Source organism: Bradyrhizobium japonicum USDA 6, from assembly GCF_000284375.1.
Taxonomy (GTDB): domain Bacteria; phylum Pseudomonadota; class Alphaproteobacteria; order Rhizobiales; family Xanthobacteraceae; genus Bradyrhizobium; species Bradyrhizobium japonicum.
The window spans coordinates 6,634,748-6,660,477 of the sequence record NC_017249.1 but is presented as its reverse complement, the minus strand read 5'-3'; the positions used below and the strand labels follow the sequence as shown (position 1 = coordinate 6,660,477).

Genomic DNA, 25,730 nt, shown 5'->3' with positions numbered 1-25,730 from the left:
GATGGGGGAGCGCTCAACTCTGCCGCTCATCGAGGTCGCCAATCTCGGCGTTCGCCTCAACACCAGCCGCGGACCAGCACAGGCCGTGCGCGGCGTCAGCTTCACCCTCAAGCGCGGCGAGACGCTGGGTCTCGTCGGCGAATCCGGCTGCGGCAAGTCGGTGACGGCGCTGTCGCTGATGGGCCTCTTGCCGGACAGTGCTGTCGTGACCGGCAGCATCAGGCTCGACGGCAGCGAGCTCGCCGGTCTGTCGGATGCGGATTATTGCAAGCTGCGCGGCAACCGCATCAGCATGATCTTCCAGGAACCGATGACGGCGCTCAACCCGATGCACACGATCGGCCATCAGGTCGGCGAGCCGCTGCGGCGTCACAAGAGGTATTCGGCGGCGCAGGCGCGGCGTGAAGCGATCGCCTTGCTCGACCGCGTCGGACTGCCCGATCCCGCAAGACGGATCGACGCCTATCCGCATCAGTTCTCCGGCGGCCAGCGCCAGCGTGTCACCATCGCCATGGCGCTGGCCTGCGAGCCCGACCTCCTGATCGCGGACGAGCCGACCACGGCGCTCGACGTCACCATCCAGGGCCAGATCCTCGACCTGATCGCCGATCTCGTCGAGGAGCGCGGCATGTCGATGATCCTGATCTCGCACGATCTCGGTGTCATTGCCGAGAATGTGCAGCGGATGATGGTGATGTATGGCGGCACGGTCGTCGAGAGCGGGCCGACCGACGAGGTGTTCCGCCGCATGGGTCATCCCTATACGCAGGGCCTGTTCCGCGCCCGGCCGAAGCTCGGCGCGCGCAAGGGGACGCGGCTGACGACGATCTCGGGCACGGTGCCCGAACTTGCGGACTTGCCTGCCGGCTGCACGTTCGGCGACCGCTGTCCGCTGGTCGAGGACAAGTGCCGCGTGGCGCTGCCGCTGATGGTCGAAGTCGGTCCCGGTCACGGCGTGCGCTGCGTGCGCACCGATGTCTCCATGGCCGCGAATGTCGGAGCGCTGCCCGCATGACCGCAGCGCCGCTTCTCGACGTCAAGAATCTCGAGCAGCGCTACACGCTGCCGCGCGAAAGCCTGTTCCGCCCGCCGGGCCAGGTGCGCGCGCTCAACGGCGTCAGCGTGCGGGTCGAAGCCGGCAAGAGCCTCGGCGTCGTCGGCGAGTCCGGTTCGGGGAAGTCGACCTTCGCGCGGGTGGTGATGGCGCTGGAGCGGCCGACGTCGGGGCAGGTCGCGCTGCTCGGGCGCGATCTCAACCGCATCTCGGCCGACGAGTTGCGCCGCGCGCGCCGCGATTTCCAGATGGTGTTCCAGGATCCTTACGGATCGCTCGATCCGCGCCAGACCATCGCGCGCATTGTCGCCGAGCCGCTCACCGTGCTGGAAGATGCCGACCGCACCACTTTTCGCGCTCGCGTCTCCGCGGTGCTGCGCCAGGTCGGCCTGCGCGATGCGGACATGGACAAATATCCGCACGAATTTTCCGGCGGCCAGCGCCAGCGCATCGCGATCGCGCGCGCGCTGATCACCCAACCGAAGCTCATCGTCGCCGACGAGCCGGTTTCCGCGCTCGACGTCTCCGTGCAGGCGCAGGTGCTCAATTTGATGCAGGACCTCCAGGAGCAGTTCGGCCTCAGCTACATCCTGATCAGCCACGACCTCGCCGTGGTCGACTATCTCTGCGACGAGGTCGCGGTGATGTATCTCGGCCGGATCGTCGAGCAGGGCAGGCCGGAGGACCTGTTCGAGCGCTGTGCCCATCCCTATACGCGGGCTCTATTGGACGCCGTGCCGCGGGCGCGCGCCGGCGGGGGCCGGCGGCGGCGCGGGGCCCAGGCGATCGCCTCGCAATCGGCGGCGGCAAGCGGATGCCCCTATGTCGCGCGCTGTCCGCTGGCCGACCAGCATTGCCGCGAGGTTCCGCCCTTGCTACGCACGGTCGGCGAAGCCCATCTCGCCGCCTGCCACAAGGCGGAGGCGGTGATGGCATTGCCGCACGCGGCCATGGAAGGTTAGTGTCCCCTATGGAATTGGCGTAGGCTGAGACAAGAGAAGGCCGGGGAGTTACGCATGCTCAAGAAATTATCGATCGTCGCATTTGCCGCCGCACTTGTCGCAGCACCGCTGCCGGTGCTGGCACAGAGCAAGAAGGACAGCGTCGTGATGGCGATGGCGCTGGAGCCGCCAGGGCTCGATCCCACCATCGCCGCCGCGGCCGCGATCGCCGAAGTGACGCTCTACAACATCTATGAGACGCTGACCAAGATCAACGAGGACGGCTCCGTGTCGCCCTTGCTGGCCGAGAGCTGGACGGCCTCGCCCGACCTGAAGACCTACACGTTCAAGCTGCGCAAGGGCGTCAAATTCCAGAACGGCGAGCCGTTCGATTCCGCGGCGGTGAAGTTCTCGTTCGAGCGCAACGCGATCCCGACCAGCACCAACAAGGACAAGAGCCTGTTCCAGGCCTTCGAGAAGGTCGACGCGCCCGACGCCGACACGGTCGTGATCATGGTGAAATATTCCGAACCGAACCTGCCGTTCCTGCTCGGGCAGGCGAGCGGATCGATCGTCGAGCCGAAGAGCGCGCCGACCAACGGCACGCAGCCGGTCGGGACCGGGCCCTATCAGTTAGGGGCCTGGGCCAAGGGTTCCTCGCTCACGCTGAACAAATGGGCCGACTATCGCAACGCCGCCGCGATCAAGCTGTCGAAGGTGACGATCCGCTTCATCTCCGATCCGGCGGCGCAGACCGCGGCGCTGCTCTCGGGCGACGTCGATGCGTTCCCGCGCGTTGCGGCAGCGCGCGCCATCGGACAGTTCAAGGCCGATCCGCGCTTCAACGTGATGGTCGGCGGCTCCCGGGCCAAGACCATCGTCGGCATCAACGAGCGCAAGAAGCCGCTCGACGACGTCCGCGTCCGCCGCGCCATCCTCGCCGCGATCGACCGCAAGGCGATGATCGACGGCGCGGCTGACGGTTTCGGCACGCCGATCGGCAGCTTCTACGTGCCCGGCGCGCTCGGCTTCGTCGACACCACCGGCATCAACCCCTACGATCCCGAGAAGGCCAAGAAGCTCCTGGCGGAAGCCGGCGTCACCACGCCGCTCGAACTGTCGCTGAAGCTGCCGCCGCCGTCCTATGCGCGGCAGGGCGGCGAGATCCTGGCGGCTCAGCTCGCCAAGGTCGGCATCATCGCCAAGATCGAGAATGTCGAATGGGCGCAGTGGCTGTCGCAGGTGTTCGCCGGCAACGGCCCGCACAATTTCGACCTCACCATCGTCAGTCATGTCGAGCCGTTCGACCTCGTCAAGATCACCGAGCCGGACTACTACCTCGGCTACAACAATGAGGCCTTCAACGCGCTCTACAAGCAGATCGTGTCGACGCCTGACGAGGCCGGCCGCGCAAGGCTGCTCGGCGATGCCCAGCGCATGCTGGCCACCGATGCGGTCGCCGGCTTCCTGTACCAGCCGCAGCTCATCACCATCACCAACAAGAAGTTGAAGGGCGTCTGGAAGGACGTCCCGCAATACGAGAACGATTTCTCGACCTGGTCCTGGGAGTAGGGGCCGTTCGATCAAGTCGAACCTGTCGCTTCAACGTTGACCTCTCCCCATCAGGGAGAGGTCAATCTTTTTGGGCAACCCAAAAAAAAACCTGAAAAACAACCCCATGCACAGTAGCCGGGGTTAGATATTTCAATGGCTTGCGTCATTGGCTTGCACGGTCCGCTCGATGGCTTGCCGAGCCCGCGCGATGCGGTTGACCCGTCGGGCAAAACACCGGCAATATGCGATCATCGCGGCGTCATGGTTCGGGACGCGCCGTCAGGCAAGGCACGCCATGAAGAAGCCATCCCGCCGCGATGCCGGCATCGCCGCGGCTGCCGTCAGCGCTGAAGCACCGATCACCCTGAAGCTCGACAATGCGCCGATGAGCGATATCGCTCATGCGCTGGCCAGCGGGCAGGTCACTGCCACGGCGCTGACCAAAGCCTATCTCGCGCGCATCGAGACCTATGACCGCAACGGGCCAGCGCTCAACTCCGTGCGCGCGATCAATCCCGACGCGCTTGGGATCGCGAGCAAGCTCGACGACAGAAAGCCGTCGGCCAAACGGCCGCTGGCGGGCATCCCGATCCTGGTGAAGGACAACATCGCGACCGGCGACAAGCAGCCGACGACGGCGGGCTCGCTGGCGCTGGAGGGCGCGAGCGCCAAACGAGATGCGACCGTCGTCAAGCTGCTGCGAAAGGCCGGCGCGGTGATCCTGGGCAAGGCGAACCTGACGGAGTTCGCCAACATCCTCGCGACCGACATGCCCGCGGGCTATTCGTCGCTAGGCGGTCAGGTGAAGAACCCTTACGCGCCGGCGCTGATGGATGATCGCGGCATCCCGGTCGTGCCGCCGGGCGGATCGAGCGCCGGCTCGGCCGTCGCGGTGGCGGCTGGCCTGTGCGCAGCCTCGATCGGCACCGAAACGTCGGGCTCGCTGCTGTATCCCGCGAGCCAAAACGGCCTCGTCACCGTGAAGCCGACCGTCGGGCTGGTCAGTCGGGCCGGGATCGTGCCGATCGCGCACAGCCAGGACACTGCAGGACCGATGACGCGCACGGTGCGCGACGCGGCGATGCTATTGAACGTGCTCGCGGCCGAAGACCCACTCGACCCCGCGACCCAGCGGCAGCGGCGGCCGGCCGACTACACCGCCGACCTCGCAACCGACGCGATGAAGGGCGCGCGCATCGGTGTGCCGAGCGACCCGGCTGATCCGCTGAACGATCGCTACTACGGCAAGCTGCCGCCAAGGTCGGCCAAGGTGATGGCCGACGCGATCAAGGTGCTCGAGGATCTGGGCGCCGCCATCGTGCGTGCCAACATGCCAACATCTGGCTGGATCGGCGGCCCTGGTACGAGCATGAATGTGCTCAACCGCAATCCCCTGAGTCGCAACAGGGGTAATCTGGCGGCGCCGCCAATCGTCTTCCTCTACGAGCTGAAGCGCGATCTCAACCGTTACCTCAGGGATTGGACGACGAACACAGAGATGAAGACCATGGCCGACATCGTGGCCTTCAACGAGGCGAACGCGGAGACGGCGCTGCGGTTCGGCCAGGACCTGTTCCTCGCCGCCAACATGACCAGGGGCGATCTGAGCGAGCGCGAGTACAAATCGGCACGGGCCATGGACCTGCTCTCCGCCAAGACGCGCGGCATGGACGCATACATGAACCAGCACAAGCTCGACGCGGTGCTGTTTCCCGGCGCGGCGGGCTGCGTGATATCAGCGAAGGCGGGCTATCCCAGCGTCATGGTGCCGGGCGGTTTCATCTCGGGAGCCGACGACAGGGACACGCCTGACTATCCGCTCGGTATCACCTTCGCGGGTCGTGCCTGGAGCGAGCACAAGCTGCTGCGTCTGGCCTATGCCTATGAGCAGGCCTCCAACATGGGCAAGCCGCCGCCCGGCTTGTCCGCGCTTTAGATTTCGCCGGGCCGAGAGGATCAGGATTGCTGGTCTGAAGTGTTGGCCAATTCAAGCGACGTCGGTTGAGGACTGCTTTTGCCCGTAGCGGAAATCCCTGCTCGCGCGTCGGACCGCGTTCTGGCCAATTCCTAAAGTTCAGAGTGACAAATTGCGCGACACGCCCAAGGCCTCGACAAGAAAATCGATGAACAGGCGGGCTCGCAGGGGGGAGTTGCCGCCCGAATGCGTGCAAGACGTAGACCCGTGTCGTGAACATCGGTATGTCCGGCAGCACGACATTCCGCGGCCGCTGTTCAAAAACGCTGATCGCAACAAGCGTACATTGCCGGGCACGAAGGAGAGGTCGTTCGCGAGGCGACCTCTCTCATTCATGGGCCGGTGTGCAACGGCTGCTCCTGGTCCTTCGCAGACGTGGCGTTGCTCGATGCTGATTTCGGCTTGTGCCCCAGGCTGACGTGTTGGGGCGTTGGCGCGCTGTCGGCTTTTGACCCATCTCGACCATCCCCCGGCGAATGCGGCTTGGGCAACGGGCTCGCTAAATTGCCGCACAGACCGCTGCAAGGTGCTAACCTCACCAGCCAATAGCGTGGCCCGTACAGGAGGGACACATGCGACGGCGGGAGTTCATCGGATATCTCGGCGTTTTTGGCGCTACAGCAGGATCGACATTGTTTGGTCGAGGCTCAATCGCGCAGCCCGCGCGAAAACGTCCGCTCATCGCATGGGCAGGAGCTGCACCTCCGGGGGTGAAGTTGCCCCAATTCATAGTAGACTTGGCGTTCGGCAATTTCGTTAAGGGGCTCTCGGAGTTCGGCTACGAGCAAGGCCGCAACATCGATATCATTCGGCGAATGGACATCTTCCGGGACCGGGTACCATCGATTGAGGAGATGGTGGCTCTGCTCAAACCCGATATCATCGCTGTGCCGGCAACACTGGAAGCCGTCGCTGCCCGAAACGCAACATCGACAATACCAATTGTCTGTCCCGCGCTTGCCGATGCGGTCCATCTCGGCTTGATTGCCAGCGAAGCTCGCCCGGGAGGAAATGTAACGGGCATTGAACCCTACATCGCGGGTTTGCCGACCAAGCAAATTGAACTCGCGCGAGAAATCGTGCCGAAGGCAAGGCGCGTCGGACTGCTCACCAACATGAACGATCCCAAGGGTCCGCCTCAAGTCGGGGATTTGAGGGCAGCTTGTGGGGCTTTGAGCCTCAGCGTGGTCGAAGCCGATGCCAGTACGGCGCAAGACATTCCGAATGCGCTCGCTGCGCTGGCGAACGAAGGGGTGGAGGTCACCGTTGTCCTTCAGACAAGCCTGCTGCTCAACATGAGCGAGCAGATCGGTGCTATCGCCCTCGAGAAGCGGCAGCCGACCGTCTTCGGATATCGCGAGCACGTTGTCCACGGCGGCCTTGTGAGCTATGGTGTGGACTTGCGCTGGTGCTATCGTCGCGCCGGCTATTTTGTGGACAAGATACTGAGGGGGGCACACCCGGGCGATCTTCCCATCGAATTTCCAAGCAAGCTGTGGTTGGCAGTCAACCTCAAAACGGCAAAGGCTCTCGACGTGGCTGTACCGCCAGGGCTTCTCGCCCGCACCGACGAAGTGATCGAGTGAGGACGGCTTACTTCTACTGATGGCCCCAACGCGAAGTGCAAGCGAACTGCGAAGCGGTCCGCGGACCGGAAGTGACCGGCCGACCTCCCAAGCGCCGTTTTGAGCCAAACCGGAAGTTGAGCTCCGCTGCGTCAGATGCGATGCCACAGTTCAAAACCCGCTCCACCTTCGGTTTACAGTTTTAATACCAGCGGCATATTCTTTGGGCGTGCGAAAATGCCTTCCTGCGAAGGAAGGACAACGTGAGGGTTGGCAACTTGCGCTATCGCTTCGAGGAATTCGCATTTGACATCGACCGGCGCGAACTTCATCGCGGGGCAGAGATCGTTTCCATTACACCACAGGTGTTCGATCTGCTCGAATACCTGATCCGAAGGGAGCGCGTCGTCAGCAAGGACGAGCTCATCAACGCCCGCAATGTCTGCTCCCGAGGGATGGGCCGACCAAAGTAAAGCAGGCAGCCGAGGGCAGCTTATAACCCAATGCGGATTCGCTAGCAGGATCTCGCGCACGCGCCGATCAGGGGCACGTGGCTCGGCCGGGATCCCTGCCGGCGTAACGAACCCCACGCGGCGAATCGCCGAAGCGAGATCGGAACAGGCGATTGAAATGCGAAACATCCGAGAAGCCGACCTCCAGCGCGATATCGGAAATTAGCTGCGCGCTGACGCGCGCTTCGGTTAACAGTTTGAACGCAAGTTGGAGACGTAGCTCATTCACGTGCCCGGTGAACGATGATCCTGATAACGCCATCAGGCGCTGCAGATAGCGAGGTGAGATGCCTTGGCGACGAGCTACCGTCTCGACGCTGAGCCCCGGCTCCTTAAAGTGCGCGGCGATGTAGCCGATTACGGCGCTGTGGCGAGCGGCCACGACCGCACTCGCGTCGCTTTCGCCCAAAGGGGCGCACTCGCCGACTGCGAGCGCTACGAGATCACAGGTGTGAGTCATGACTAGATCACGCAGCTTGGGGGCGGCCAGAGCCCCCTCCTTGAATGCCGACTTCAGATAGGCCATGAGGAGGCGGAGCGGTTCATTTCGCTGAGGGATTGGCCGCATGGCGAGGCCCTCGACGTCTGCCACGCGCTGTGCAAGCGCCTCGCGAGGCACCGCCAGACCGAATAGTAATCCGTCGACATAGGTGACGGTGGCGGGCTCCGAATGCAGAATCGAGACTGCGTCGCCGGCGCAAAGCTCGATGTCCCGGCCACGTTGCGACAGCCGACTTTTGCCGGGTGAGCAGACGATGAGGCCGATCGAGTCGTCACCGTCAGCAATGCTGGTCCGCAAGCGCTTGAAGCGCATGGGCGAGCCTTTCAGTGCGAGCGTGCGCAAACCGCGGATCGCTTGCAACGTTGCGTCGGCTCGAAACGGAATGTTCGCCAGAGGCTCGACGTCGGCGTGGACTATCCCCCGCACAAAGCTCTCGCGCCAGAGTGGAAGTCGCATCTGCTCCGGATGCTCGCGCGTCGAGAACCGATGCGAGACGAAATCGGCTACGTCCGTAGACATGGTGACCTCCGGCCTTGATAAGACATCGGGTCAAATGCTGCGACAGGCCAGCTGTCGGTATCCGCAATTTGCAATTCGCGCACCGACCGTCTCTTGAGGTGCGCAGGATTCCAAGAAGCCACATCCTTTGTCTGCTAGTCTCATTCAACTGTGATTGATGCTGATGTGAACTGGCTCACGTGGCGACGAGAAAATTACGACAATCTTTGATTGCGAATGTCGCGTGCAAATATCTCCTTTAAGAGGAGGTGATTGTGATGGCTCTATTTCAAATTGCCGCCATCGGATCCATTTAAAATCCTTGGCACGGTGCAAGACCAGATCCAACTTAACAACGCTGTTCGCGGCTAATCGTGCTGATTGATCCGCGGGCAGAAGTTCTGCAGAACGAGACTGTTTTCTGATACCGATTTCCTGTCGTGCCTTGATCGCTGCATCACCATTAAGGTCCGTCGGACACAGACTACGTCCCGGCACTGCTCCTTTTCAGTCGCCGGGTGAAATGGTCTGTCACATGGGACGTCAACCGTGGTGATCAGGAAGGGGTTCGATCATGTCCAGCATAGTCGACATATTATACCGCGAGTACTGCCGCGCCCGCCTCACGGAAATGAGAAAGCAACTCTTGATACGGGGCGGCGGCGACAAATTCCTGCAAGCGCCTTGGGAGGACGACGATCCTCCCGACCCTGACGCTCGGAGGAGTAGCTGGGCGAAGGAGCCCCCATCATCCATCGGGTAGCTGGCGCGCATTATCGACTCCATGAGCGCACGCAGAAGGCCGGCAGATGGATGATCGAGTTCACACCTCGACGCGATCGTTCGGCGAGACTCCGCCGGGGTTCAGGGCGGCTGGCCGCGATCTGCGTATCGATGTCTGCCGCGGGATCGCGTTATGGTGGATCTTTCTCGATCACGTTCCCAATAACATCGGGAGCTGGCTGACGCCGCGAAACTACGGCTTCTGCGATGCGGCTGAGATATTCATGTTCATCTCGGGCGTAACCTGCGCTCTGGCCTACGGCAGGGCACGTGAGCGCGAGGGCTGGAGCGGCATGATCGGCCGTTCACTGCGCCGGGGATGGGACATCTATGCGGCGTTTCTACTGCTCACGCTCGCTTGCGCCATCCTCGTCTACCTTGCGGGCAGCAATGAACTCGCCGACGAGAGCAATACGCGAATTCTGCTCGAGCATCCGGGCGCCACGCTTGCGCACGCCGCAATCCTGCAATACCGGCCAGTGAACACCGACGTCTTGCCAGTCTTTGTGATTTTTCACGTGCTGTTCGCGCCGCTGCTGTGGCTGCTGCTGCGAGCGCCGAATGTGACGCTCGGAGCGTCCTTGCTGCTCTACGCGCTCGTGCACGTCTTCGGTTGGAGAGTTCCAGCCTGGCCCAACGGCGTCTGGTTCTTTAATCCGCTGGCTTGGCAGCTTCTGATCGTGCTGGGCGCATGGTGTGTCATTGAGGGGGAGAAATTCCGGCCTTGGGTAATGTCGCGCCCGGCGCTTGTTTTTGCCGTTATTTATCTGATTGTCGGCTTGGTCCTTGCTCAAAGTTGGAGCATCGAGCCGCTGGTTCCGCAAACCTTGACGGATCTGCTGGCCCCACCGGATAAATCGAATCTCAGTCCGATGCGGCTGCTGCATTTTGTGGCTCTTGCAATTGTGGCGCTGCGATTCATTCCTCGGAATTGGGAAGGGCTATCGACGCCGGTGTTGAGCTGCGCGAAGTGCTGTGGCCAGAATTCGCTGCCGATCTATTGTTTCGGCGTCCTTCTGGCGCTCGCCAGCCAACTTACGATGCTCGACCTCTCGGAGGGGCTTGCGATGCAGATCGTGGTTAGTGTTGCCGGAGTGCTGATGATGATCGTCGTCGCGCGGATACTGAGCGCGATCAGCATCAAGCGCGAGTGGAAGTCAGCGGGGACGCAGTCGATCGGGAAATTTCCGCCGGTTCGCTAAACTGGTAGAATGCTGGTGGAGGGCGGAGAGCAGCTCTTGGCCCGAAGCTGCCGACCCGACATGTCCGCCAGATGTCCGCTCTTTGGGGGCGAAGCGGGCTCGATGCGTTCAACCTGAGTTGTTCCGCGTGTGACCCCGTTGCGGACATTGCGTCGCACGGTTAGGGCGGGCTGCCAGCCCTTTTCTCGCTCGGCTCCCGGTTGAAAGATGCTAGGCTGTATGCCTCAGTCGGGCGCTTCAAACGAGTAACTCCATGAGGCGGCGCGAGTTCATCACGCTCGTCGGCGTTGCCGCGGTTATGGGCACGAGCCCGGCGCGGGCGGAGCAGTCGCGAAAGCTACCCATCATCGGATTCTTGGGTCCGGCCTGGTCGGCCCAAGATTTCGAGGATCGGTTGCGCGAACTCGGCTGGATCGCGGGGCGGACCGTTGCGATCGAGTATCGCTCTGCGGAGGGACATACCGAACGCTCCAACGAGATTGCGACCGAGTTCGTCCGGCTCAAGGTGAATGTCATCGTCACGGTGGGGGGATCTCCGACCCTCGCGGTAAAACGTGCGACATCGCTCATCCCAATTGTCTCCATTTCTGGCGACCCTGTCGGCAGCGACCTCGTCGCGAGTTTGGCCAGACCGGATGGCAATGCGACCGGCCTGGCGCTCAACCCCATCAGTCTTGCCGGCAAGCGCCTCGAGCTGTTGCGCGAGGTTGTCCCAGGTTTCCGCCGCTTGTCCGTTATGGTCAATGCCAATAGCCCCGGTTTCAAAAACAGGATGGATGAGGTGCAGGCGGCGGCCTCCGCGCTCGGCCTCGAGGCGACGATATTGGAAATCCGGCGCGCAGACGACGTCGCATCGGCTTTCGAGGCCCTCAGGGACCGTGCGGACGCACTCTATGCCGTCGGCGTCCCACTCACCTTCGCCATTGCGCCCCGAGCGCTGACCGCGCGAATTCCAACGATGTTTGAATACCGGGAGTTCGTCGATGCGGGCGGGCTGATGTCCTACGGCGTGGACGCAACCCACCTATGGCGGCTTGCCGCGACCTTTGTCGACAGGATTTTGCGCGGGGCGAAGCCCGCCGACTTGCCAGTCCAGCAGCCGACCAAGTTCGACCTCGTCATCAATCTGAAGACCGCCAGGGCACTCGGTCTGAAAGTACCGGAGTCATTCCTGCTACGCGCCGACGAGGTGGTTGAATGAGCGCGGCTGCCGGGCAGCCACCAAGGGACCGGCGGCCAGGAACCGGCTGGAAAATATGTCGGGGTTTGGGAGAAGGACGGAAAGGACTGGAGGCTCACCACCGACAGATGGAACGAGGGCAAGCAGGATCGTTCATTGTCTGCTTCGCGCCAAAGGTGGCTGCGCGCTCGGTGGAGTCTGACTATGGCCACTCGAAAAAGCGGTGCCGGAGGTCGACATCATCCGGCCGATCGTATGCCTCGCGGGTCAGTATTTCGGTTCGAGGCCACATAATCGATCTCGCCATAGGTAATCCCGATATCCTTCAGCTCCTGATCGCTCAGGCTACAAAGATCACGCCGCAGCCGCTCCCATTTCCGCCACTCTTGAAAAGCGTTCCAGCAATTCCTGAAAACGCTGACATTGCGTCGCTGAGAGTCTGTCGTCTGGACCAAGCCCGTTGTCTGATAAATCATGCTCATCGCAGCATCCTCGGGCACCTTGTTTCCACCCTGACATGCTGCCAAAATCCGGCCCGGCACGCTTGATCCGCTGCTTACATTTTCCTTACGGACGGCTTATTCTTTACTTTCCAGGTGTTGCCGGGCCTGACCGGAGACCGTCCAGAGGGATTTCGCGCCTTGCGCTATCTCTTCGAAGACTACGAACTGGATCCCGGCCGCCGCGAGCTGTACCGCGAGACAAACGTCGTCGCCCTGGCGCCGCAGACCTTTGACTTTCTGGACTACCTCATCCGCAACCGCGAGCGCGTGGTTTGCAAGGATGAGCTCATCACAGCCATTTGGAAGGGACGGTGCGTGTCGGATGCCGCGCTGACGACCCGCCTGAATGCCGCTCGGTCCGCAATTGGCGATTCCGGGGAGAAGCAGCGGTTGATCAAGACGCTGCCAAGGAAGGGCTATCGCTTTATTGGCATGGTGCAGGAGGCTGACGGCGCCCCGACTGTGGCAGGAACAGAAATCCAGAGGGAGACGGTTAAACCTGCCCTCGCACTTCCCGACAAGCCGTCGCTGGCCGTTCTCCCATTCACCAACCTGAGCTCCGATCCAGAGCAGGAGTACTTCGCCGACGGCATGGTCGAGGACATCATCACTGGCCTTTCACGGTCCAAGTCGCTGTTCGTCATCGCGCGACAGTCCACTTTTACCTACAAGGGCAAGGCTATCGATATCAGGCAGGTCGGGCGCGAGCTGGGCGTTCGGTATGTGCTCGAAGGCAGTGTGCGCAGATCCGGCGATCGGGTTCGCATTGCCGGGCAGTTGATCGAGGCCACGACGGGTGCTCATCTTTGGGCGGACCGGTTCGACAGCCAGCTCAAGGATATCTTCGATCTGCAGGACCAAGTGACGAGTAGCGTGATTAGCGCACTCTTTCCTCAATTGGAGCGCGCCGAGATAGAGCGCGCAAAGCGCAAGCCAACCGAAAATCTTCAGGCCTACGACTACTATCTTCGTGCACTCTCGAGCTTCTATGAATTCACCCGCGAACAGAACATTGAGGCCCTCAGATTGATCCGGCTTGCTGTCGAGATCGATCCCGGATTGGCCTCAGCATACGCGCTTGGTGCTTATTGCTATCTGCAACGAAAGATCTTCGGCTGGACGATCGACGCGGATCAGGAACTGAACGACACCCGACGGTTGGCAAGGCGTGCGATCGAGCTCGATAAGGATGATCCAACCGTACTCGTGAGAGCCGGGCAGGCGATTGCCGCCGTATTATACGAGATGGACGATGGCGTGGCCCTCGTCTCCCGGGCGTATGAACTTAACCCGAACCTGGCTGTCGCACGGTATACCATCGGCTGGGAGCACATACGGCGCGGCGACATAGAGGCGGCGCTTAAGCAGTTCCATGCCGGGGGCGTCTAAGCCCAATGGATCCGTTTCTTTTCCTGATGCAGACCGGCATAGCGTTTGCGCACTTCCTGACGGATCGATATGAGGACGGGGCATCATGGGCCAAGTCGGCTGTGCTGCACCGGCCCAACTATCTCAACGCACAATTCATTCTGGCGGCATGCCACGCAATGTCTGGAAGGGTCGAGGAAGCCCGGGTGATCGGTGCGCGCCTGATGGAAGCGAGGCCGGCTCTGCGCGTCTCCACACTCGCGCCAAAGCTCGCTCGATTTTACAGGCCGGAACACCTCGAAAGGGTCATGCGAACTTTCCCCATCATGGGTCTGCCCCCATGAGTGCGCGCGGTTGTCGGGAAAGACTGGTCTCATTCCAATTCCCATCGACCGCGCCCGCGCGCCTTGTGTGCCCGCTGGAGCCTCTGCCGCCGCTATGAGGTGCCCACTTATGATGCGCGCCACATCTCTCGTGATCCTATTGCTCCTATCGAATACCTTCGCGGTAGTTGCTCCGCGAGCCCAAGAGCAAGACGCCGGTGCAGGCGCACCGCCCGCACTGGCGCCAGGGCAGGCACCGCCCCTGCCCAAGCCGGGCCCGTTAGCCCAGCCCCGTTCATCAATTCAGGTTGGCTTCCCCACGGTTTTGACCGAGTATGTTATCTCGCCGTCCACGCTCAGACCTGCCAGAGTCGCATTGGGTCAGAAGCTGTTCTTCGAGCCTCGGCTCTCAGGCGACGGTACGGTCTCCTGCGCCACCTGCCACGATCCGGCGCGGGCCTTCACCGACGGCAGGCCCCTGGCAGTCGGTATCCATGGCCGCGTCGGCCAACGTAACGCCCCAACCGTGTTGAATGCGCTCTATAACAAAACGCAATTCTGGGACGGCCGGGTCGATACGCTAGAGCAGCAGGCTGCGCTGCCAATCACGAATCCGTTCGAGATGGGCTCGGCCAGTATCGGCGATGCGCTGTCCAGGATCGCCGGCGACAAGGACTATCAGGCTCAATTCATGCAGGCCTTCGGCCGGGACGTGAACGAGCAGGATATGTTGAGCGCAATCGCAGCGTATGAACGGACACTGGCTTCCTTCGATTCCCCGTTCGACCATTTCATCGCCGGAGACGGCAACGCCATCAGCGACTCGGCCAGGCGCGGCTGGGATTTGTTCAACGCCAAGGCCCGTTGCCACCTCTGCCATGCTTTGACGGACAACCAGCCGGACGCAACCCTCTTCTTGGATAGCGATTTTCACAACGTTGGCATCGGCATCCTCCGGCATCACGTGGTTCCCCTGGCGCAGCAGGCTGAGCGAGAGCTGGCGAAAGGACATGTGACGGGTATCGACACCGCGGCGATCACGAGCGAGATGTCTGTCCTCGGGCGCTTCCTCGTGACGAGAAAGCAGGACGACATCGCGTCGTTCAAGACGCCGGGCCTACGAAATGTTCTCGTGACCGGACCCTATTTTCACGACGGATCGATGCAGACCCTGTGGGACGTAATGGATCACTACAACAAGGGCGATGGAATCACGAACCCCTGGCTCGACAAGGACATGCAGCCGTTAGCGCTGACGGAGCCGGAGATCGATGACATGGTGGCGTTCCTCGCCTCGCTGACAAGCGCGCAGTACAAGGTAACTGGTGACCAGGAGTATGCACGGCAACTCGCTCTATCCAAAGTGAACCGGCCTCAGCGGGATACGGCGAGGGCTTTCGGCCCAAAGCCGAAGCAGCCGGAGCCGCCCCCGCTCTAATTGTTGTCCACCAGATTACCGTAATTCCTGCGATCTGAGCTGAGTCACGGCGCGTGGCCCTTAGCGGACAAATCCGCGTCCTGAACTGTTGAACCGCTTTTGCCGCTTAGCGGACCTGGCCATCAGCTCAAATGTCCGCTTTGGCCCATAAGCGGCCATCCTCTCCTTACGGCTGTAACCGTCTCCCCCAGAGGAGACATCGTTCGGTAGCGCGCGCCGCGTCATTCTTGGCGTGGCCGCGCAGACACAAGCGGCCGCGCGTCGGTCCGGAAGCCTGCATTGGGATGTGCAGGATGGATTGCGACAGCGAATTCGCAACCGTGACGAAAGGGTTCTCCGATGTCTTATAATTTTCTGCTGGTGTCGTGGGGGACCCTCGGGAATTTGAGCCCGCTATTGACTGCGGCGCGGAGGTTGCACCGGAATGGACATCACATCCGGGTGATGGCGGATCCGGCGATGCGCTCTGAAGTCGAGGCCTCCGGTTTTGCATTTGTAGCATGGCGCCGCGCCCCGACCGGAAAGGCTGCGGATCCGGTGGACGTCTCCGATGTGAAAGACTTTCTACGCCAGGCCATCTTTGATCCTGCCGCGCTCTACGCGGCCGATGTCCGGGATGAGATCGGCCGTATGCCGACGGATGCCGTTCTCGTGCTCGACGTGCTGTTTGGTGCTGCGCTCGGGGCGGAGGCGTCAGGCGTGCCTTTCGCTCTTCTGTCCCCTCATGTCAGCATTCGGCCCCTGCCGGGAATGCCGCCGGCTGTCGGCGGACTGGGTCAACCGAAAACGCCGGAAGAGCGCGCCGCAGTCGACGCCGCCAATGCCAGACTTGCCGAAACACTCAATGTGTTTCTGCCTAGTTTCAACCGCGCGCGTGCCGATCTGGGTCTTCCGCTTCTGGCAGATGTCTTCGATCTGTTCGATCGGGCCAACCGGCTCTTGCTGGCGACCAGTCGAGCGTTCGACTTTCAAGCTGACTCGCTGCCCGACAATTTCCGCTACATCGGACCGCTGCTCGATGTACCGAATTGGTCAAAATCCCGGCAGACGGAGGCTTGGCGAGCGCCATGGTCGGCCCAGTCGGGTCGTCCTCGCGGGCTGATCGCATGCAGCACGGGCGCGCAAGGTCAGCGCGAGCTGTTTCAGCGCATTATCAGCGCGATGGAAGCGGTCGAGATCGATGCCCTTGCAACAGCCGGTCCCAATGTCGACGTCGCCGATCTCCGGACTCCGAACAATGTGCATTTGGTCCGCGGCGCTCCCCATGACCTCGTCATGAAGGATGTTTCCGTGGTGATCTCGCAAGGCGGCCACGGAACCACCACGCGTTCACTCGTCAACGGACTGCCGCAGCTCATCCTGCCAATGGGGCGGGACCAGGCTGCCAACGCCGCGCGCGTCGAGGCGAAGGGGGCAGGGCTTCAATTGCCTCCAACCGCCTCCGAAGCGGAAATTGCCGCGGCGGTGAACCGATTGATTGCAGAGCCGCAATTCAGGAAGGCGGCCCGTCTCCTCGGCGAGGCCATGAAAGTCGATATCGATCGGTCCGGCCTCGTCGACGAGATGGAGGCGATCGCCGCCACCGGCCGCGCGGCGAGACCGCAACCGAGGAAACAACCGCTTCGAAAATCTGCCTGACGGTTCGCAAGGCGAATGGGCGGCGCACCGTTCGTGAACGATGCGCCGCTCTTTGGTTCATGCCGCTTTGGCGTCGACGCTGCCGATCCAGTTGCGGGCCAGCGTGACGTCGGCCTGCGACAATTGATGGCCTGCCGGCAACACCTTGTGGTCGACGCGCGCTCCGGCTTCCGACAACAGCGCCGCAAGCTTTGCCGAATTGGTCGCCGGCACGATCGGATCGGACTGCCCGGACAGCAGCAGAATCGGCTTGCCGCCAAGCTCCGGCTTTAGCAGATCAGTTTTGGGCGGATCCGACAGCGGCACCATCGCACGCAGCAGGATCGCGCCTGCCAGGACGTCCGGCTTCAGCAGCAACAGCGCGGCTGCGATGTTGGCGCCGTTGGAGAAGCCGACCGCAACCGGCGCGGCGATGCCGTATTGCTGCCGCGCATCCGCGACGAAGTCGCCGAGCTCCAGCGCGCGCCGGCGCACGTCGTCCTCGTCGAACACGCCCTCGGCGAGACGGCGGAAGAAGCGCGGCATGCCGTGCTCGAGCACGCGGCCACGCGGCGAGAGCAGCGCGGAGCCGGGCGAGATCATCTTGCCGAGCCCGAGAAGGTCGTTCTCGTCACCGCCGGTGCCGTGCAGCAGCAGCAGAGGGGGGGAGCCCGCGTTGGTCGCGGGCTCGAAACGATGGATGAATTTGCTCTCGGTCATGACGCGCTTTCTTCCAGGCTTGGCAGAACATTTTCGATCTGCTTGCGCTGCGCTTCGAGGAAACTCGGCAGCTTCAGATCACGTCCCAGCGTCGCTACGGGTTCGTCGACGGCGAAACCGGGGATGTCGGTCGCGATCTCGAACAGCACGCCGCCGGGCTCGCGGAAGTAGATCGAGCGGAAGTAGTTGCGGTCCCTCTGCTCGGTCGGGTGCAGGCCGTGATTGCTCACGAGCTTTTGCGCCATCCGGCCCTGCTCGGCGTCATCGGCCGCGCGGAAGGCGATGTGGTGGACGGAGCCACCGCCCTGATGTCCGCGCAGGAAGCCCTTGGCTTCGTAGATGTCGACGACGCTGCCTTCGGCATTGCCCGGCGCCTTGAAGCGGATCACAGAACCCTCGCGTCCGGTCTCCTTGAAGCCGAACACGTCGGTGAGGACGGCCGCCGTCTTCGCCGCGTTGTCGAGCAGCAGGGTCACGCCGTGGAAGCCGCGGATCGCGTGCTCGGCCGGCACGTCGCCATTGCTCCAGCCAGGCTCGTTCTCGGCGCCGGGAATGCCGACCAGCGCGAGCGCCATGCCGTCAGGGTCCGTGAACGGCAGCACGGACTCGCCAAAACGCTTCTCCAGGGCTTCATAGGCGATGCCCTTCTCCGTGAAGCGCTGCGTCCAGTAGCCGAGCGAGCGCTGCGGCACGCGGAAGGCGGTCTGATGCGTCTCGCCGACTCCGCGGCGGCCGGTGGGCACGCCGGCCCAGGGGAAGAAGGTCAGGATGGTGCCGGGGCGGCCGGTCTCGTCGCCGTAATAGAAGTGGTAGGTGCCGGGATCGTCGAAATTGACCGTCTTCTTGACGAAGCGCAGGCCGAGATCCCGGGTGTAGAAGCCGAAATTGCGGATGGGGTCGCCGGCGATCGCGGTGACGTGGTGCAGTCCAGACATTGTCGTCCTCCAGAATTCGGGGAGCGGTCTTGCTCTGGCTGGAAATATCGTTCCGCTTTGGATTGGAGACAATCCATGCAAATATGACGTCTATGTCTACGATTTGGAAACAATCGCCGGGGCCGGCCCTTGGATAAGGTCGCCAGCCTCCGGGCCTTCGTCAAAGTGGTCGAAAGCGGCAGTTTTGCCGAGGCGGGCCGGCAGCTGCGGCTGTCGCGCTCGGCGATCAGCAAATACATCGCCGACCTCGAGGAGAGCCTTGGCGTTCAGCTCCTGAACCGGACCACCCGGCACGCAAGCCCCACCGAGAACGGCCAGCGCTATTTCGAGCGCGCGGTGGTGATCCTCTCGGAGATCGAGGCGGCCGACCAGGCGGTGACGCAGGCCCAGTCGGCGCCGCGCGGCTTGCTGCGGGTTAACGCGCCGATGTCGTTCGGCACGATGCGACTTGGACCGGTGCTGGCCGACTTCATGGCGCGCTATGGCGAGCTTCAGCTTCAGATCGTGCTCAGCGACGATCTGCTCGATCCCGTCCAGGACGGCTTTGACGTGACCTTGAGGATTGCGGAATTGGAATCTTCGAGCTTGATCGCGCGAAAAATCATGCCGGTGGCGCGCATGATCTGCGCTTCGCCGGATTATCTCGCGCGTCACGGCACGCCAAAGCATCCGCAGGATCTGCGCGAGCACGCCTCGCTGACCTACGGCTTCCTGCTCACCGGCAATCAGTGGAAGCTCACCGGCGCCGATGGCGATCACTGGATCCAGCCGGCCTGGTCGCTCTGCGTCAACAACGCCGAGGTGCTGCGCGACGTCGCGATCAAGGGCAGGGGGCTCGCGCTGCTGCCGGAGTTCATCGCGGCCGATGCGTTGAAGAAGGGCGAGCTGCGGACGGTGCTGGACGATTATTCCGCGCCGCCGCTTGCGCTCTACGCGGTGTATCCGCCGACGCGGCATCTGTCGGTGAAGGTGCGGCTGTTCATTGACTTCCTCGTCGAACGTTTTGGCCGCGAGGACGAGGCAGGCGTGCGGACGCGCTGAGGCTGGGGGCGTGGTCTCGTCGAGCGGTGATCCTGCCGAAGGCTGCTTCGCCCCGCCAGCCGCCGAGAAGGGGGACGTGCGGCGATTTCGCCTCCGGGCCACGAGCGGAAGTCGTTCAGACGGACTTCCCGCATCTATCCGCCGCCATTCGGCCGGAGTCGCAGACCTACAGGCTGTGCGACTCCGCGCGGTCAGTTTTCCGCTTTCTTGGCCTCGTTCAACGCACTAATGATTGCCTTGATGGTGCCTTCCGCAGCCGCGGCATTGTATCCGACATGGTAGCCATGGAAAACGTGGATCGGCTCGTGATCTTCGAAGCTGTGGTTCGCCCCCTTCCACAGCACCGTCTTCACGGGAATCGACCGCTTGCTCTCGGCCATCTGGCCGCAGAGGATGGGGCTGGTCGCCTCGTCCTTCTCTGCTAGGAACAGATGGACCGGGGCGTAGAACTCGACGTTCTTCATCAAATAACAGGACGGCTGCATCGCGAAGCCGCCCGCGAACATGTGCTCGTGCAGGTCGCCGATCGCCCGGTTCATGATGATCAGGGTCGTGGTCGCACCGTTGCTGCGGCCAAGGACGTAGACTCGCTTGGGATCGGCGATCTTCTGTCCGATGAGCCAGTCCAGCGCCGCATACGCATCGTCAGCCCGGCGCCGCGCCCAAGTCAACTGGCTGGGATCCGAGCAGACGCCGTCGGGTCCCAATCCCCGGCTGCCGAAGCTGTCGAGCAGGAGAACACCATAGCCCGCTCCGACCAATCTGCCGCCGTAGTCGCGCCCCCATTTCCTCTCGACCCGGCCGAACCCGTCGCAGCCGTGCAGCATGATCACGAAGGGGATTGGTCCCTTGGCGCCCTGCGGCCGCATGATGTCCGCCGACAGTTCGCCCTCGGCTTTTACCTTGCCCTTTTCCTCGACGGTGCCGTCCATGAAGTTTTTCGACCTGCCGTCGATGTATTCGTTGCCGGGAATCCAAGGCAAGGACTGCGCTGAAGTATGCCAAGGTATCTTGACCATCTCAGCACGCGCAGATGAGAACGACAAAACAGCGACTATTGAGAATATGATTTGCCTCATTGGAAATTGCACCTTTGCCCCCTTGATTCTGGTCAACACCATATCCGACTTGGGAAAGCGTAAGTATCCTTGAAGAGGATTCGCGCCGCGCATGTCGGCCTTGGGTTAAAAGCGGTCCTCAACTGAGGCTCCCTAACTGACCGAAGGCTGCTCGGCCGGCCGGAGCAATTCGTCGAGCGCACTCATCGACGCATCTCGAAGCGCAGCGAGTTCGCGGGCGGCACTCTCGCTCTCGGCGGGAGACATCGAGGGCGCCGCCAGCTCGATCTCACGGCTGCGCTCGAACAGGCAGACGAGGCCGAGCGCGCTTGCCGCACTGCCGAGCTGGTGCGCGGATCGCGCGAGCTGCCTGTGATCGCCAATCTCCGCGGCCTTGGCGATGTCGTCGATCAGTCGTTCGCTCGTTTGCCGAAGAAGCTGGTGGAGCTTTTCGATTTGCGCGGCGCCCAGGAGTTCTTGCTGGTCGTCGAGGAAATGCCGGTCGATCAATGCGCCGGCCGCAAGCTGCGCCGTGGGCGTCTTCTGCGCTGGATCGTCCTCGATCGCCTCGCGCAACGCGTTGATCAGGATCGGCTTGCTGACGATTTTGGCGATGCCGGCGCCTGCGAGCCGCTCGCGGGCGCTGGTGGAGACGTCGGCGGTCACGGCGATGATGCGCGGCATTTTTGGCAGATCGAGCTTGCCGATCCGCGAGGCCGCCTCGACGCCGTCCATGTCGGGCATGTGCAGATCCATCAGGATGATGTCGAACGCCTGATTGCGGGCGAGCGCGATGGCCGACGCGCCGTCTCTCGCAATCGTCGCGCGATGGCCGAGCCGGTTCAGAATGGCTTCGCCGACCTCGCAATTAACGGGATCGTCGTCGACCAGCAGCACGCGGAGCTGCCGCGACGGCGGCGGGACCGCGCCTTGCGCGACGCCGCTTGCGGCACGGCCGAGCGGCACCTGAAGCGTGAACGTGCTGCCCGCGCCCGGCGTGCTCTCCACCGTCAGCTCGCCCCGCATCAGGCGCGTGAGCCGGCGCGCGATCGCCAGTCCGAGGCCGGTGCCGCCGAACCGCCGGGCGATGCTGTCGTCGGCCTGGACGAAATCGTCGAAGATGCGCTCGTGCATGTCGGGCGCAATGCCGATGCCGGTATCGCGAACGGTGACGCGCAGCATGACATGATCGTCACGTTGCTCGGCGGCCGCCGCGAGCGCAATCCCGCCGTGCGGGGTGAACTTGATGGCATTGCCGATCAGATTGAGCAGGATGCGATTGAGCCTGACCGGATCACCATGCACGGAGGTGTCGACCGTCGCATCGCAGGTGAGGTCGAAGGTCAGGCCCTTGCCGAAGGCTTGCGGACACATCAGCTCCGCGGCGGTTTCGATCAGCTGCTGGAGGCGGAAGTCGCGCGTCTCCAGAGTTTCGGTGCTGGCCTCCAGACGGGCATATTCCAGGATGGCATCGACCAGCGCGATCAGTGTTTCGCCCGATGCCTCCGCGGTCGCGAGGTGGCGGCGCTGGGCCTCGCCGAGGCTGCCGTCGTCGAGCAGCTGCAGCACGCCCATGACGCCGTTCAGCGGCGTGCGCAGCTCGTGGCTGACGACGGCGAGGAAGCGCGACTTGGTCTCGTTGGCCAGCACGGCGGCCCTGCGCGCGCGCTCGGCCGCGTCATGCTCGGCCAGGGCGTGGTCGCGGGCCTTCTCGAGCTCGTAGGTGCGCTCGATCACCTTGCGCTCGAGCGTCGCGTAGGATTCGCGCAAGTGAGCGGCCATCAGGTTGAACTGGTCGCCGAGCGCTTCCAGCTCGTCGCCGGTCTTGATCGCGAGCCGCAGGCCGAGATCGCCGCTGCCGATCCGCCGCGCGCCCTGCGTCAGGATCTGGATCGGCACGGTCATGCGCCGGCTGAGCCAGAGGGACACCAGGACCGCGAAGGCGAGCAGGACGACCAGGAGAAACGTCGCGCGTCCGATCGATGCATAGATCGGGGCGTAGGCTTCGCTGAGCGGAAGCTCGACGAACACCAGCCAGCCGAGCGAGGGGACCGTCGCATAGGTCGAGAGCACGCGCTGGCCCGACAGATCCTCCTTGACCAGGCCGCCCGAAGGCGGTCCCACGCCATCGAGCGCGGCGCGCACGTCCGCATGCCCGGACAGATCGCTGCGGCGCAGTGCCGGCCACAGATCGGGATGCGCGATCAGGACCCCCATGCGGTCGACCACATAGGCCTTGCCGGTGTTGCCGACCCTGATCCCGGCGACGAGGTCCCAGATGAAGCGCAGATTGACGTCGGCCACGATCACATTGGGATTCCGCCCGGTCCCGCGCGTGGCGAGCGTCATGAACGGCTCGGTGTCGCGGAAGAAGTAGACCGGCCCGTAATAGGCCCGGCTTTCATTGGCGCCGCGGAAGGCCGGCGAGGTCGAGAGATCGGCCTTGCTGCCGACCCTGTCCGCGACGCGGCGCGACACGCGCACCTGCTCGCGGCCCTGCGAGTCGAGCTCGGTAATCTCCGCGATCGCGGGCGAGAGGCGCAGCAGGCGGATGGCGTTGAGGCGGTCGTCTTCGTTGCTCGACAGCTCCGGAGGCAGGCGCGAGAGCCATCTGATCTGGCTTTCGATCTGGCCGATGAACTGGCCGATCTGAATGGCCGCGCTTGCAGCCTGCTCGCGCTGGGTCGCGGCGAGCAGCTGCTTCTGCTCGCGATAGGAGAACCAGACGTCGAAGCCGGTGTTGATGGCGAGTGCTGCAAAGGCGAGGGCGACGATCGAGTAGAGATATTTTCGGAATAACCGGCCCGGAGGCGTCCGCAAATGTCCCTGGTCGATCGCCTCGTTCACTCGCGGATCTCGTCGGCGCGCGCGAGCAGCGTGAATGGAATGTTCAATCCGAGCGAGCGGGCGACCGTGCGGTTGATCAGGAGCTCGTATTTCCGTGGCGATTGCACCGGCAGATCCCCGGCCTTGGTGCCGCGCAGGATGAGATCGACGTAATCGGCCGAGCGCACTTCCAGTGTCGGCCCGTAGCTCATCAGTCCGCCCGCATCCACGAAATAATGGAACGGATAGATCGTGGGGACGCGATGTTTGGCCGCCGCCGCCACGACCGCCTGACGGTGGATCACGAGGAAGCTGTCGACCAGCGCAACCATCGCCGCCCTGGGCGATTCGGAAAAGCGCCTGATGGTATCGTCGATGTCCGTTGGCGCATTGACGGGCGCGGGGGCCACGGACACCCCTGATGTCGCGGCCTCCTGCTCGATCGAGTCGAGGAAGAAACGCCCGGCGCGCGGCGTGGTAGTCGGGTTGAAGAGGACGCCGACGCGCGCGAGATCCGGCACCGCCTCCCGGATGAGCTGAAGCCATTTGCCGCCCATTTCGGCGGTGCTGTTGGTGAAGCCGGTGACGTTGCCGCCGGGATGCGCGAGGCTTTCGACGAAGCCGTTGCCGACCGGATCGTTGGCGGTCGCGAAAACGATCGGGATGGTTTTGGTGGCGGCAAAGACTGCGGCGGTTTCGATGGTCGAGCCGGTCAGGATCACGTCCGGCTTGAGCTCTAGCAACTCCTGGACCGCGGTCTTGAGCTTGTCGGGTCCGCCGAAGGTCGAACGAAGTTCGAGGCGGAAGTTGACGCCTTCGACCCAGCCTCGCTGCCTCAAGCCGACGATGAGACCACCCAGGCGGGAGGTCGGGCTGTTGGTCATGCTCCGTCTGGTCAGTTCGTCGTCGAGCGGCAATCCCGTCAGCGAGGCAACGATCCGCATGCGATCTGACGTTGCGCCGAGCGCAATCCATCCTGCAGCGGTTGTACCCGCAAGGCGAATGAAGCCGCGGCGATCGAGCCCGAACGCGGAAGGCCGTTCGGTCATGGAATTCTTTGCACGATGGTCTGTCCCAAGCCCGATGCTTAACGCGAAAGGGCGGTGTCCACAATTGATGAAAAATGCGCTTATGAATGTTCATTCGCAGCATTCGGCAGTCCGATACCGTATTCCTACCCGGCCAAAGAGTCGCTGTTTCGAGCTTTGTCTGCTCCGTGACGATCTGCAACGCATTGTGGCGTTGCAACATTTTCCGTCTCGTTGAGACGACAGTTCGGAGAAGTCGATTTCTGAGCGGCTGATTTTTTGAAGCGTTGTTTCAGGTTTGTTTCGAAGGTTTTCGATGCGCAAAATCTATCTTCTTCCGGCCCTCGTGGGCCTGCTGACCTCTGTTGCAGCCGGGCCGCTCGCGGCCCAGGGAGTGGTGCCGAAGCAGAAGGCTGCGCCGGCACCCAGGGCCGCTGCTGCCGGTGCGGCGCCGGCTGCCGCCGGTGCGCCGGTCGCTGCTGCGACCGAGACGCCGACCGCCGGTGCGGACGACAAGACGACCAAGGCGATCGACGGCTTCCGCTCCGCCAAGTTCGGCATGAGCGAAGCCGACGTGCGCGCGGCGATGACCAAGGACTTCAGCTCCAAGCCCGACGCGATCAGGGCGCAGGACAACGCGTCCGAGCTGACGCACAGCCTGCTGCTCTCCGTTCCCGAGCTGCTGCCGAACGGCGGCACCGCCGAGCTCTCCTATGTGTTCGGCTACAAGTCCAAGTCGCTGATCCAGATCGGCGCGGTCTGGTCGAAGGGGACCGACACGGCGATGACGCCGGAGAAGCTGTTCTCCAACGCCAACATCCTGCGCGCCCATTTCATGGGCGAAGGCTTCAAGCCCGATTCGATCGCGATGAACATGCCTGTCGCCGGCGGCATCGTGATGTTCCGCGGCAGCGACGCCAAGGATCGCTCGGTGATCCTGCTTCTGCAGGGCACGTTCGAGAACAAGGAGAACAACCAGCGTGTGCTGACCCCGACCAGCCTGCTGCTGTTCTACGTGGCCGACGCCAAGAGCCCCGACATCTTCAAGCTGCCGCCCGGCCAGTTCTGATACCGGACGACCTCACGACATTCTCCCACCCGGTTGTG

Annotated in this window: 18 protein-coding genes and 2 pseudogenes; 13 read left to right on the top strand and 7 right to left on the bottom strand. The window is 63.0% G+C overall.

Features of this window, described 5'->3' with window-relative positions; translation table 11 throughout:
- Position 1 precedes the first annotated feature (1 nt).
- The 6 genes and pseudogenes from BJ6T_RS31345 to BJ6T_RS31320 all read left to right on the top strand — a co-directional run.
- Positions 2 to 1,015: an ABC transporter ATP-binding protein gene (locus BJ6T_RS31345; RefSeq protein WP_014496579.1), complete on the top strand. Its 1,014-nt coding sequence runs from the start codon at positions 2 to 4 to the stop codon at positions 1,013 to 1,015.
- Positions 1,012 to 2,016 carry an ABC transporter ATP-binding protein gene (locus BJ6T_RS31340; protein ID WP_014496578.1) on the top strand — a complete coding sequence of 335 codons (1,005 nt, stop codon included), beginning with the start codon at positions 1,012 to 1,014 and terminating at the stop codon, positions 2,014 to 2,016. Before BJ6T_RS31345 ends, BJ6T_RS31340 begins: the two co-directional genes overlap by 4 nt.
- A gap of 54 nt (positions 2,017 to 2,070) precedes the next feature.
- Positions 2,071 to 3,567: an ABC transporter substrate-binding protein gene (locus tag BJ6T_RS31335; RefSeq protein ID WP_014496577.1), complete on the top strand. Its 1,497-nt coding sequence runs from the start codon at positions 2,071 to 2,073 to the stop codon at positions 3,565 to 3,567.
- A gap of 277 nt (positions 3,568 to 3,844) precedes the next feature.
- The gene (locus BJ6T_RS31330; protein WP_014496576.1) at positions 3,845 to 5,485 is read left to right on the top strand and encodes an amidase family protein; all 1,641 of its coding nucleotides are present in this window, start codon (positions 3,845 to 3,847) and stop codon (positions 5,483 to 5,485) included.
- A gap of 611 nt (positions 5,486 to 6,096) precedes the next feature.
- Positions 6,097 to 7,110: an ABC transporter substrate-binding protein gene (locus BJ6T_RS31325; RefSeq protein WP_063623572.1), complete on the top strand. Its 1,014-nt coding sequence runs from the start codon at positions 6,097 to 6,099 to the stop codon at positions 7,108 to 7,110.
- Between the two features lie 257 nt (positions 7,111 to 7,367).
- Positions 7,368 to 7,523: pseudogene (locus BJ6T_RS31320) on the top strand (winged helix-turn-helix domain-containing protein); the annotation flags it as partial.
- Between the two features lie 106 nt (positions 7,524 to 7,629).
- On the opposite strand, the gene BJ6T_RS31315 reads toward BJ6T_RS31320, so the two are convergent.
- Positions 7,630 to 8,622 carry a helix-turn-helix transcriptional regulator gene (locus BJ6T_RS31315; protein ID WP_014496573.1) on the bottom strand — a complete coding sequence of 331 codons (993 nt, stop codon included), beginning with the start codon at positions 8,620 to 8,622 and terminating at the stop codon, positions 7,630 to 7,632.
- Between the two features lie 788 nt (positions 8,623 to 9,410).
- On the opposite strand from BJ6T_RS31315, the gene BJ6T_RS31305 reads away from it, so the two are divergent.
- A complete protein-coding gene (locus tag BJ6T_RS31305; RefSeq protein WP_014496571.1) occupies positions 9,411 to 10,586 on the top strand; it encodes an OpgC family protein in 1,176 nt (391 codons plus the stop codon).
- 253 nt (positions 10,587 to 10,839) lie between these two features.
- Positions 10,840 to 11,787, top strand: a complete 948-nt coding sequence (locus BJ6T_RS31300; protein ID WP_014496570.1) for an ABC transporter substrate-binding protein — start codon at positions 10,840 to 10,842, stop codon at positions 11,785 to 11,787.
- 218 nt (positions 11,788 to 12,005) lie between these two features.
- On the opposite strand, the gene BJ6T_RS44020 is transcribed toward BJ6T_RS31300, so the two are convergent.
- Entirely contained in the window at positions 12,006 to 12,242 is a 237-nt protein-coding gene (locus BJ6T_RS44020) for a DUF1127 domain-containing protein (RefSeq protein WP_225894994.1), read from the bottom strand.
- A 165-nt stretch (positions 12,243 to 12,407) separates the two neighbouring features.
- Here BJ6T_RS44020 and BJ6T_RS31295 point away from each other — a divergent pair.
- The 3 genes and pseudogenes from BJ6T_RS31295 (at position 12,408) to BJ6T_RS31285 (ending at position 17,036) form a co-directional block, all read left to right on the top strand.
- Positions 12,408 to 13,981: pseudogene (locus BJ6T_RS31295) on the top strand (winged helix-turn-helix domain-containing tetratricopeptide repeat protein).
- Positions 13,982 to 14,336: 355 nt separating this feature from the next.
- Entirely contained in the window at positions 14,337 to 15,398 is a 1,062-nt protein-coding gene (locus tag BJ6T_RS31290) for a cytochrome-c peroxidase (RefSeq protein WP_197538864.1), read from the top strand.
- Positions 15,399 to 15,857: 459 nt separating this feature from the next.
- Positions 15,858 to 17,036, top strand: a complete 1,179-nt coding sequence (locus tag BJ6T_RS31285) for a glycosyltransferase (protein WP_225894988.1) — start codon at positions 15,858 to 15,860, stop codon at positions 17,034 to 17,036.
- A 57-nt stretch (positions 17,037 to 17,093) separates the two neighbouring features.
- On the opposite strand, the gene BJ6T_RS31280 is transcribed toward BJ6T_RS31285, so the two are convergent.
- The gene (locus BJ6T_RS31280; RefSeq protein ID WP_014496564.1) at positions 17,094 to 17,735 is read right to left on the bottom strand and encodes an alpha/beta hydrolase; all 642 of its coding nucleotides are present in this window, start codon (positions 17,733 to 17,735) and stop codon (positions 17,094 to 17,096) included.
- Positions 17,732 to 18,670 carry a ring-cleaving dioxygenase gene (locus tag BJ6T_RS31275; RefSeq protein WP_014496563.1) on the bottom strand — a complete coding sequence of 313 codons (939 nt, stop codon included), beginning with the start codon at positions 18,668 to 18,670 and terminating at the stop codon, positions 17,732 to 17,734. The genes BJ6T_RS31280 and BJ6T_RS31275 overlap by 4 nt, the downstream gene beginning before the upstream one ends.
- Before the next feature lie 129 nt (positions 18,671 to 18,799).
- On the opposite strand from BJ6T_RS31275, the gene BJ6T_RS31270 reads away from it, so the two are divergent.
- Positions 18,800 to 19,711 (top strand): LysR family transcriptional regulator, encoded by a 912-nt coding sequence (locus BJ6T_RS31270; RefSeq protein WP_014496562.1) that lies wholly within the window; start codon positions 18,800 to 18,802, stop codon positions 19,709 to 19,711.
- A 191-nt stretch (positions 19,712 to 19,902) separates the two neighbouring features.
- On the opposite strand, the gene BJ6T_RS42730 is transcribed toward BJ6T_RS31270, so the two are convergent.
- From BJ6T_RS42730 to BJ6T_RS31250, 3 genes are all read right to left on the bottom strand, one after another.
- Positions 19,903 to 20,826 carry a dienelactone hydrolase family protein gene (locus BJ6T_RS42730; RefSeq protein ID WP_160321082.1) on the bottom strand — a complete coding sequence of 308 codons (924 nt, stop codon included), beginning with the start codon at positions 20,824 to 20,826 and terminating at the stop codon, positions 19,903 to 19,905.
- 96 nt (positions 20,827 to 20,922) lie between these two features.
- Complete coding sequence (locus BJ6T_RS31255) at positions 20,923 to 23,616, bottom strand: hybrid sensor histidine kinase/response regulator (RefSeq protein ID WP_028169613.1); 2,694 nt, start codon at positions 23,614 to 23,616, stop codon at positions 20,923 to 20,925.
- Positions 23,613 to 24,644: an ABC transporter substrate-binding protein gene (locus BJ6T_RS31250; protein WP_028169614.1), complete on the bottom strand. Its 1,032-nt coding sequence runs from the start codon at positions 24,642 to 24,644 to the stop codon at positions 23,613 to 23,615. The genes BJ6T_RS31255 and BJ6T_RS31250 overlap by 4 nt, the downstream gene beginning before the upstream one ends.
- Positions 24,645 to 24,939: 295 nt before the next feature.
- On the opposite strand from BJ6T_RS31250, the gene BJ6T_RS31245 reads away from it, so the two are divergent.
- On the top strand, positions 24,940 to 25,692 hold the full coding sequence (locus tag BJ6T_RS31245; RefSeq protein ID WP_014496558.1) for a hypothetical protein: 753 nt from the start codon (positions 24,940 to 24,942) through the stop codon (positions 25,690 to 25,692).
- Positions 25,693 to 25,730 lie beyond the last annotated feature (38 nt).

Excerpts from the sequence above, each read along its gene's own strand:
- BJ6T_RS31345 (WP_014496579.1), top strand. The coding sequence starts at position 2 with ATGGGGGAGCGCTCAACTCTGCCGCTCATCGAGGTCGCCAATCTCGGC.
- BJ6T_RS31340 (WP_014496578.1), top strand. The coding sequence starts at position 1,012 with ATGACCGCAGCGCCGCTTCTCGACGTCAAGAATCTCGAGCAGCGCTAC.
- BJ6T_RS31335 (WP_014496577.1), top strand. The coding sequence starts at position 2,071 with ATGCTCAAGAAATTATCGATCGTCGCATTTGCCGCCGCACTTGTCGCA.
- BJ6T_RS31330 (WP_014496576.1), top strand. The coding sequence starts at position 3,845 with ATGAAGAAGCCATCCCGCCGCGATGCCGGCATCGCCGCGGCTGCCGTC.
- BJ6T_RS31325 (WP_063623572.1), top strand. The coding sequence starts at position 6,097 with ATGCGACGGCGGGAGTTCATCGGATATCTCGGCGTTTTTGGCGCTACA.
- BJ6T_RS31315 (WP_014496573.1), bottom strand. The coding sequence starts at position 8,622 with ATGTCTACGGACGTAGCCGATTTCGTCTCGCATCGGTTCTCGACGCGC.
- BJ6T_RS31305 (WP_014496571.1), top strand. The coding sequence starts at position 9,411 with ATGGATGATCGAGTTCACACCTCGACGCGATCGTTCGGCGAGACTCCG.
- BJ6T_RS31300 (WP_014496570.1), top strand. The coding sequence starts at position 10,840 with ATGAGGCGGCGCGAGTTCATCACGCTCGTCGGCGTTGCCGCGGTTATG.
- BJ6T_RS44020 (WP_225894994.1), bottom strand. The coding sequence starts at position 12,242 with ATGATTTATCAGACAACGGGCTTGGTCCAGACGACAGACTCTCAGCGA.
- BJ6T_RS31285 (WP_225894988.1), top strand. The coding sequence starts at position 15,858 with ATGCGCTCTGAAGTCGAGGCCTCCGGTTTTGCATTTGTAGCATGGCGC.
- BJ6T_RS31280 (WP_014496564.1), bottom strand. The coding sequence starts at position 17,735 with ATGACCGAGAGCAAATTCATCCATCGTTTCGAGCCCGCGACCAACGCG.
- BJ6T_RS31275 (WP_014496563.1), bottom strand. The coding sequence starts at position 18,670 with ATGTCTGGACTGCACCACGTCACCGCGATCGCCGGCGACCCCATCCGC.
- BJ6T_RS31250 (WP_028169614.1), bottom strand. The coding sequence starts at position 24,644 with ATGACCGAACGGCCTTCCGCGTTCGGGCTCGATCGCCGCGGCTTCATT.
- BJ6T_RS31245 (WP_014496558.1), top strand. The coding sequence starts at position 24,940 with ATGCGCAAAATCTATCTTCTTCCGGCCCTCGTGGGCCTGCTGACCTCT.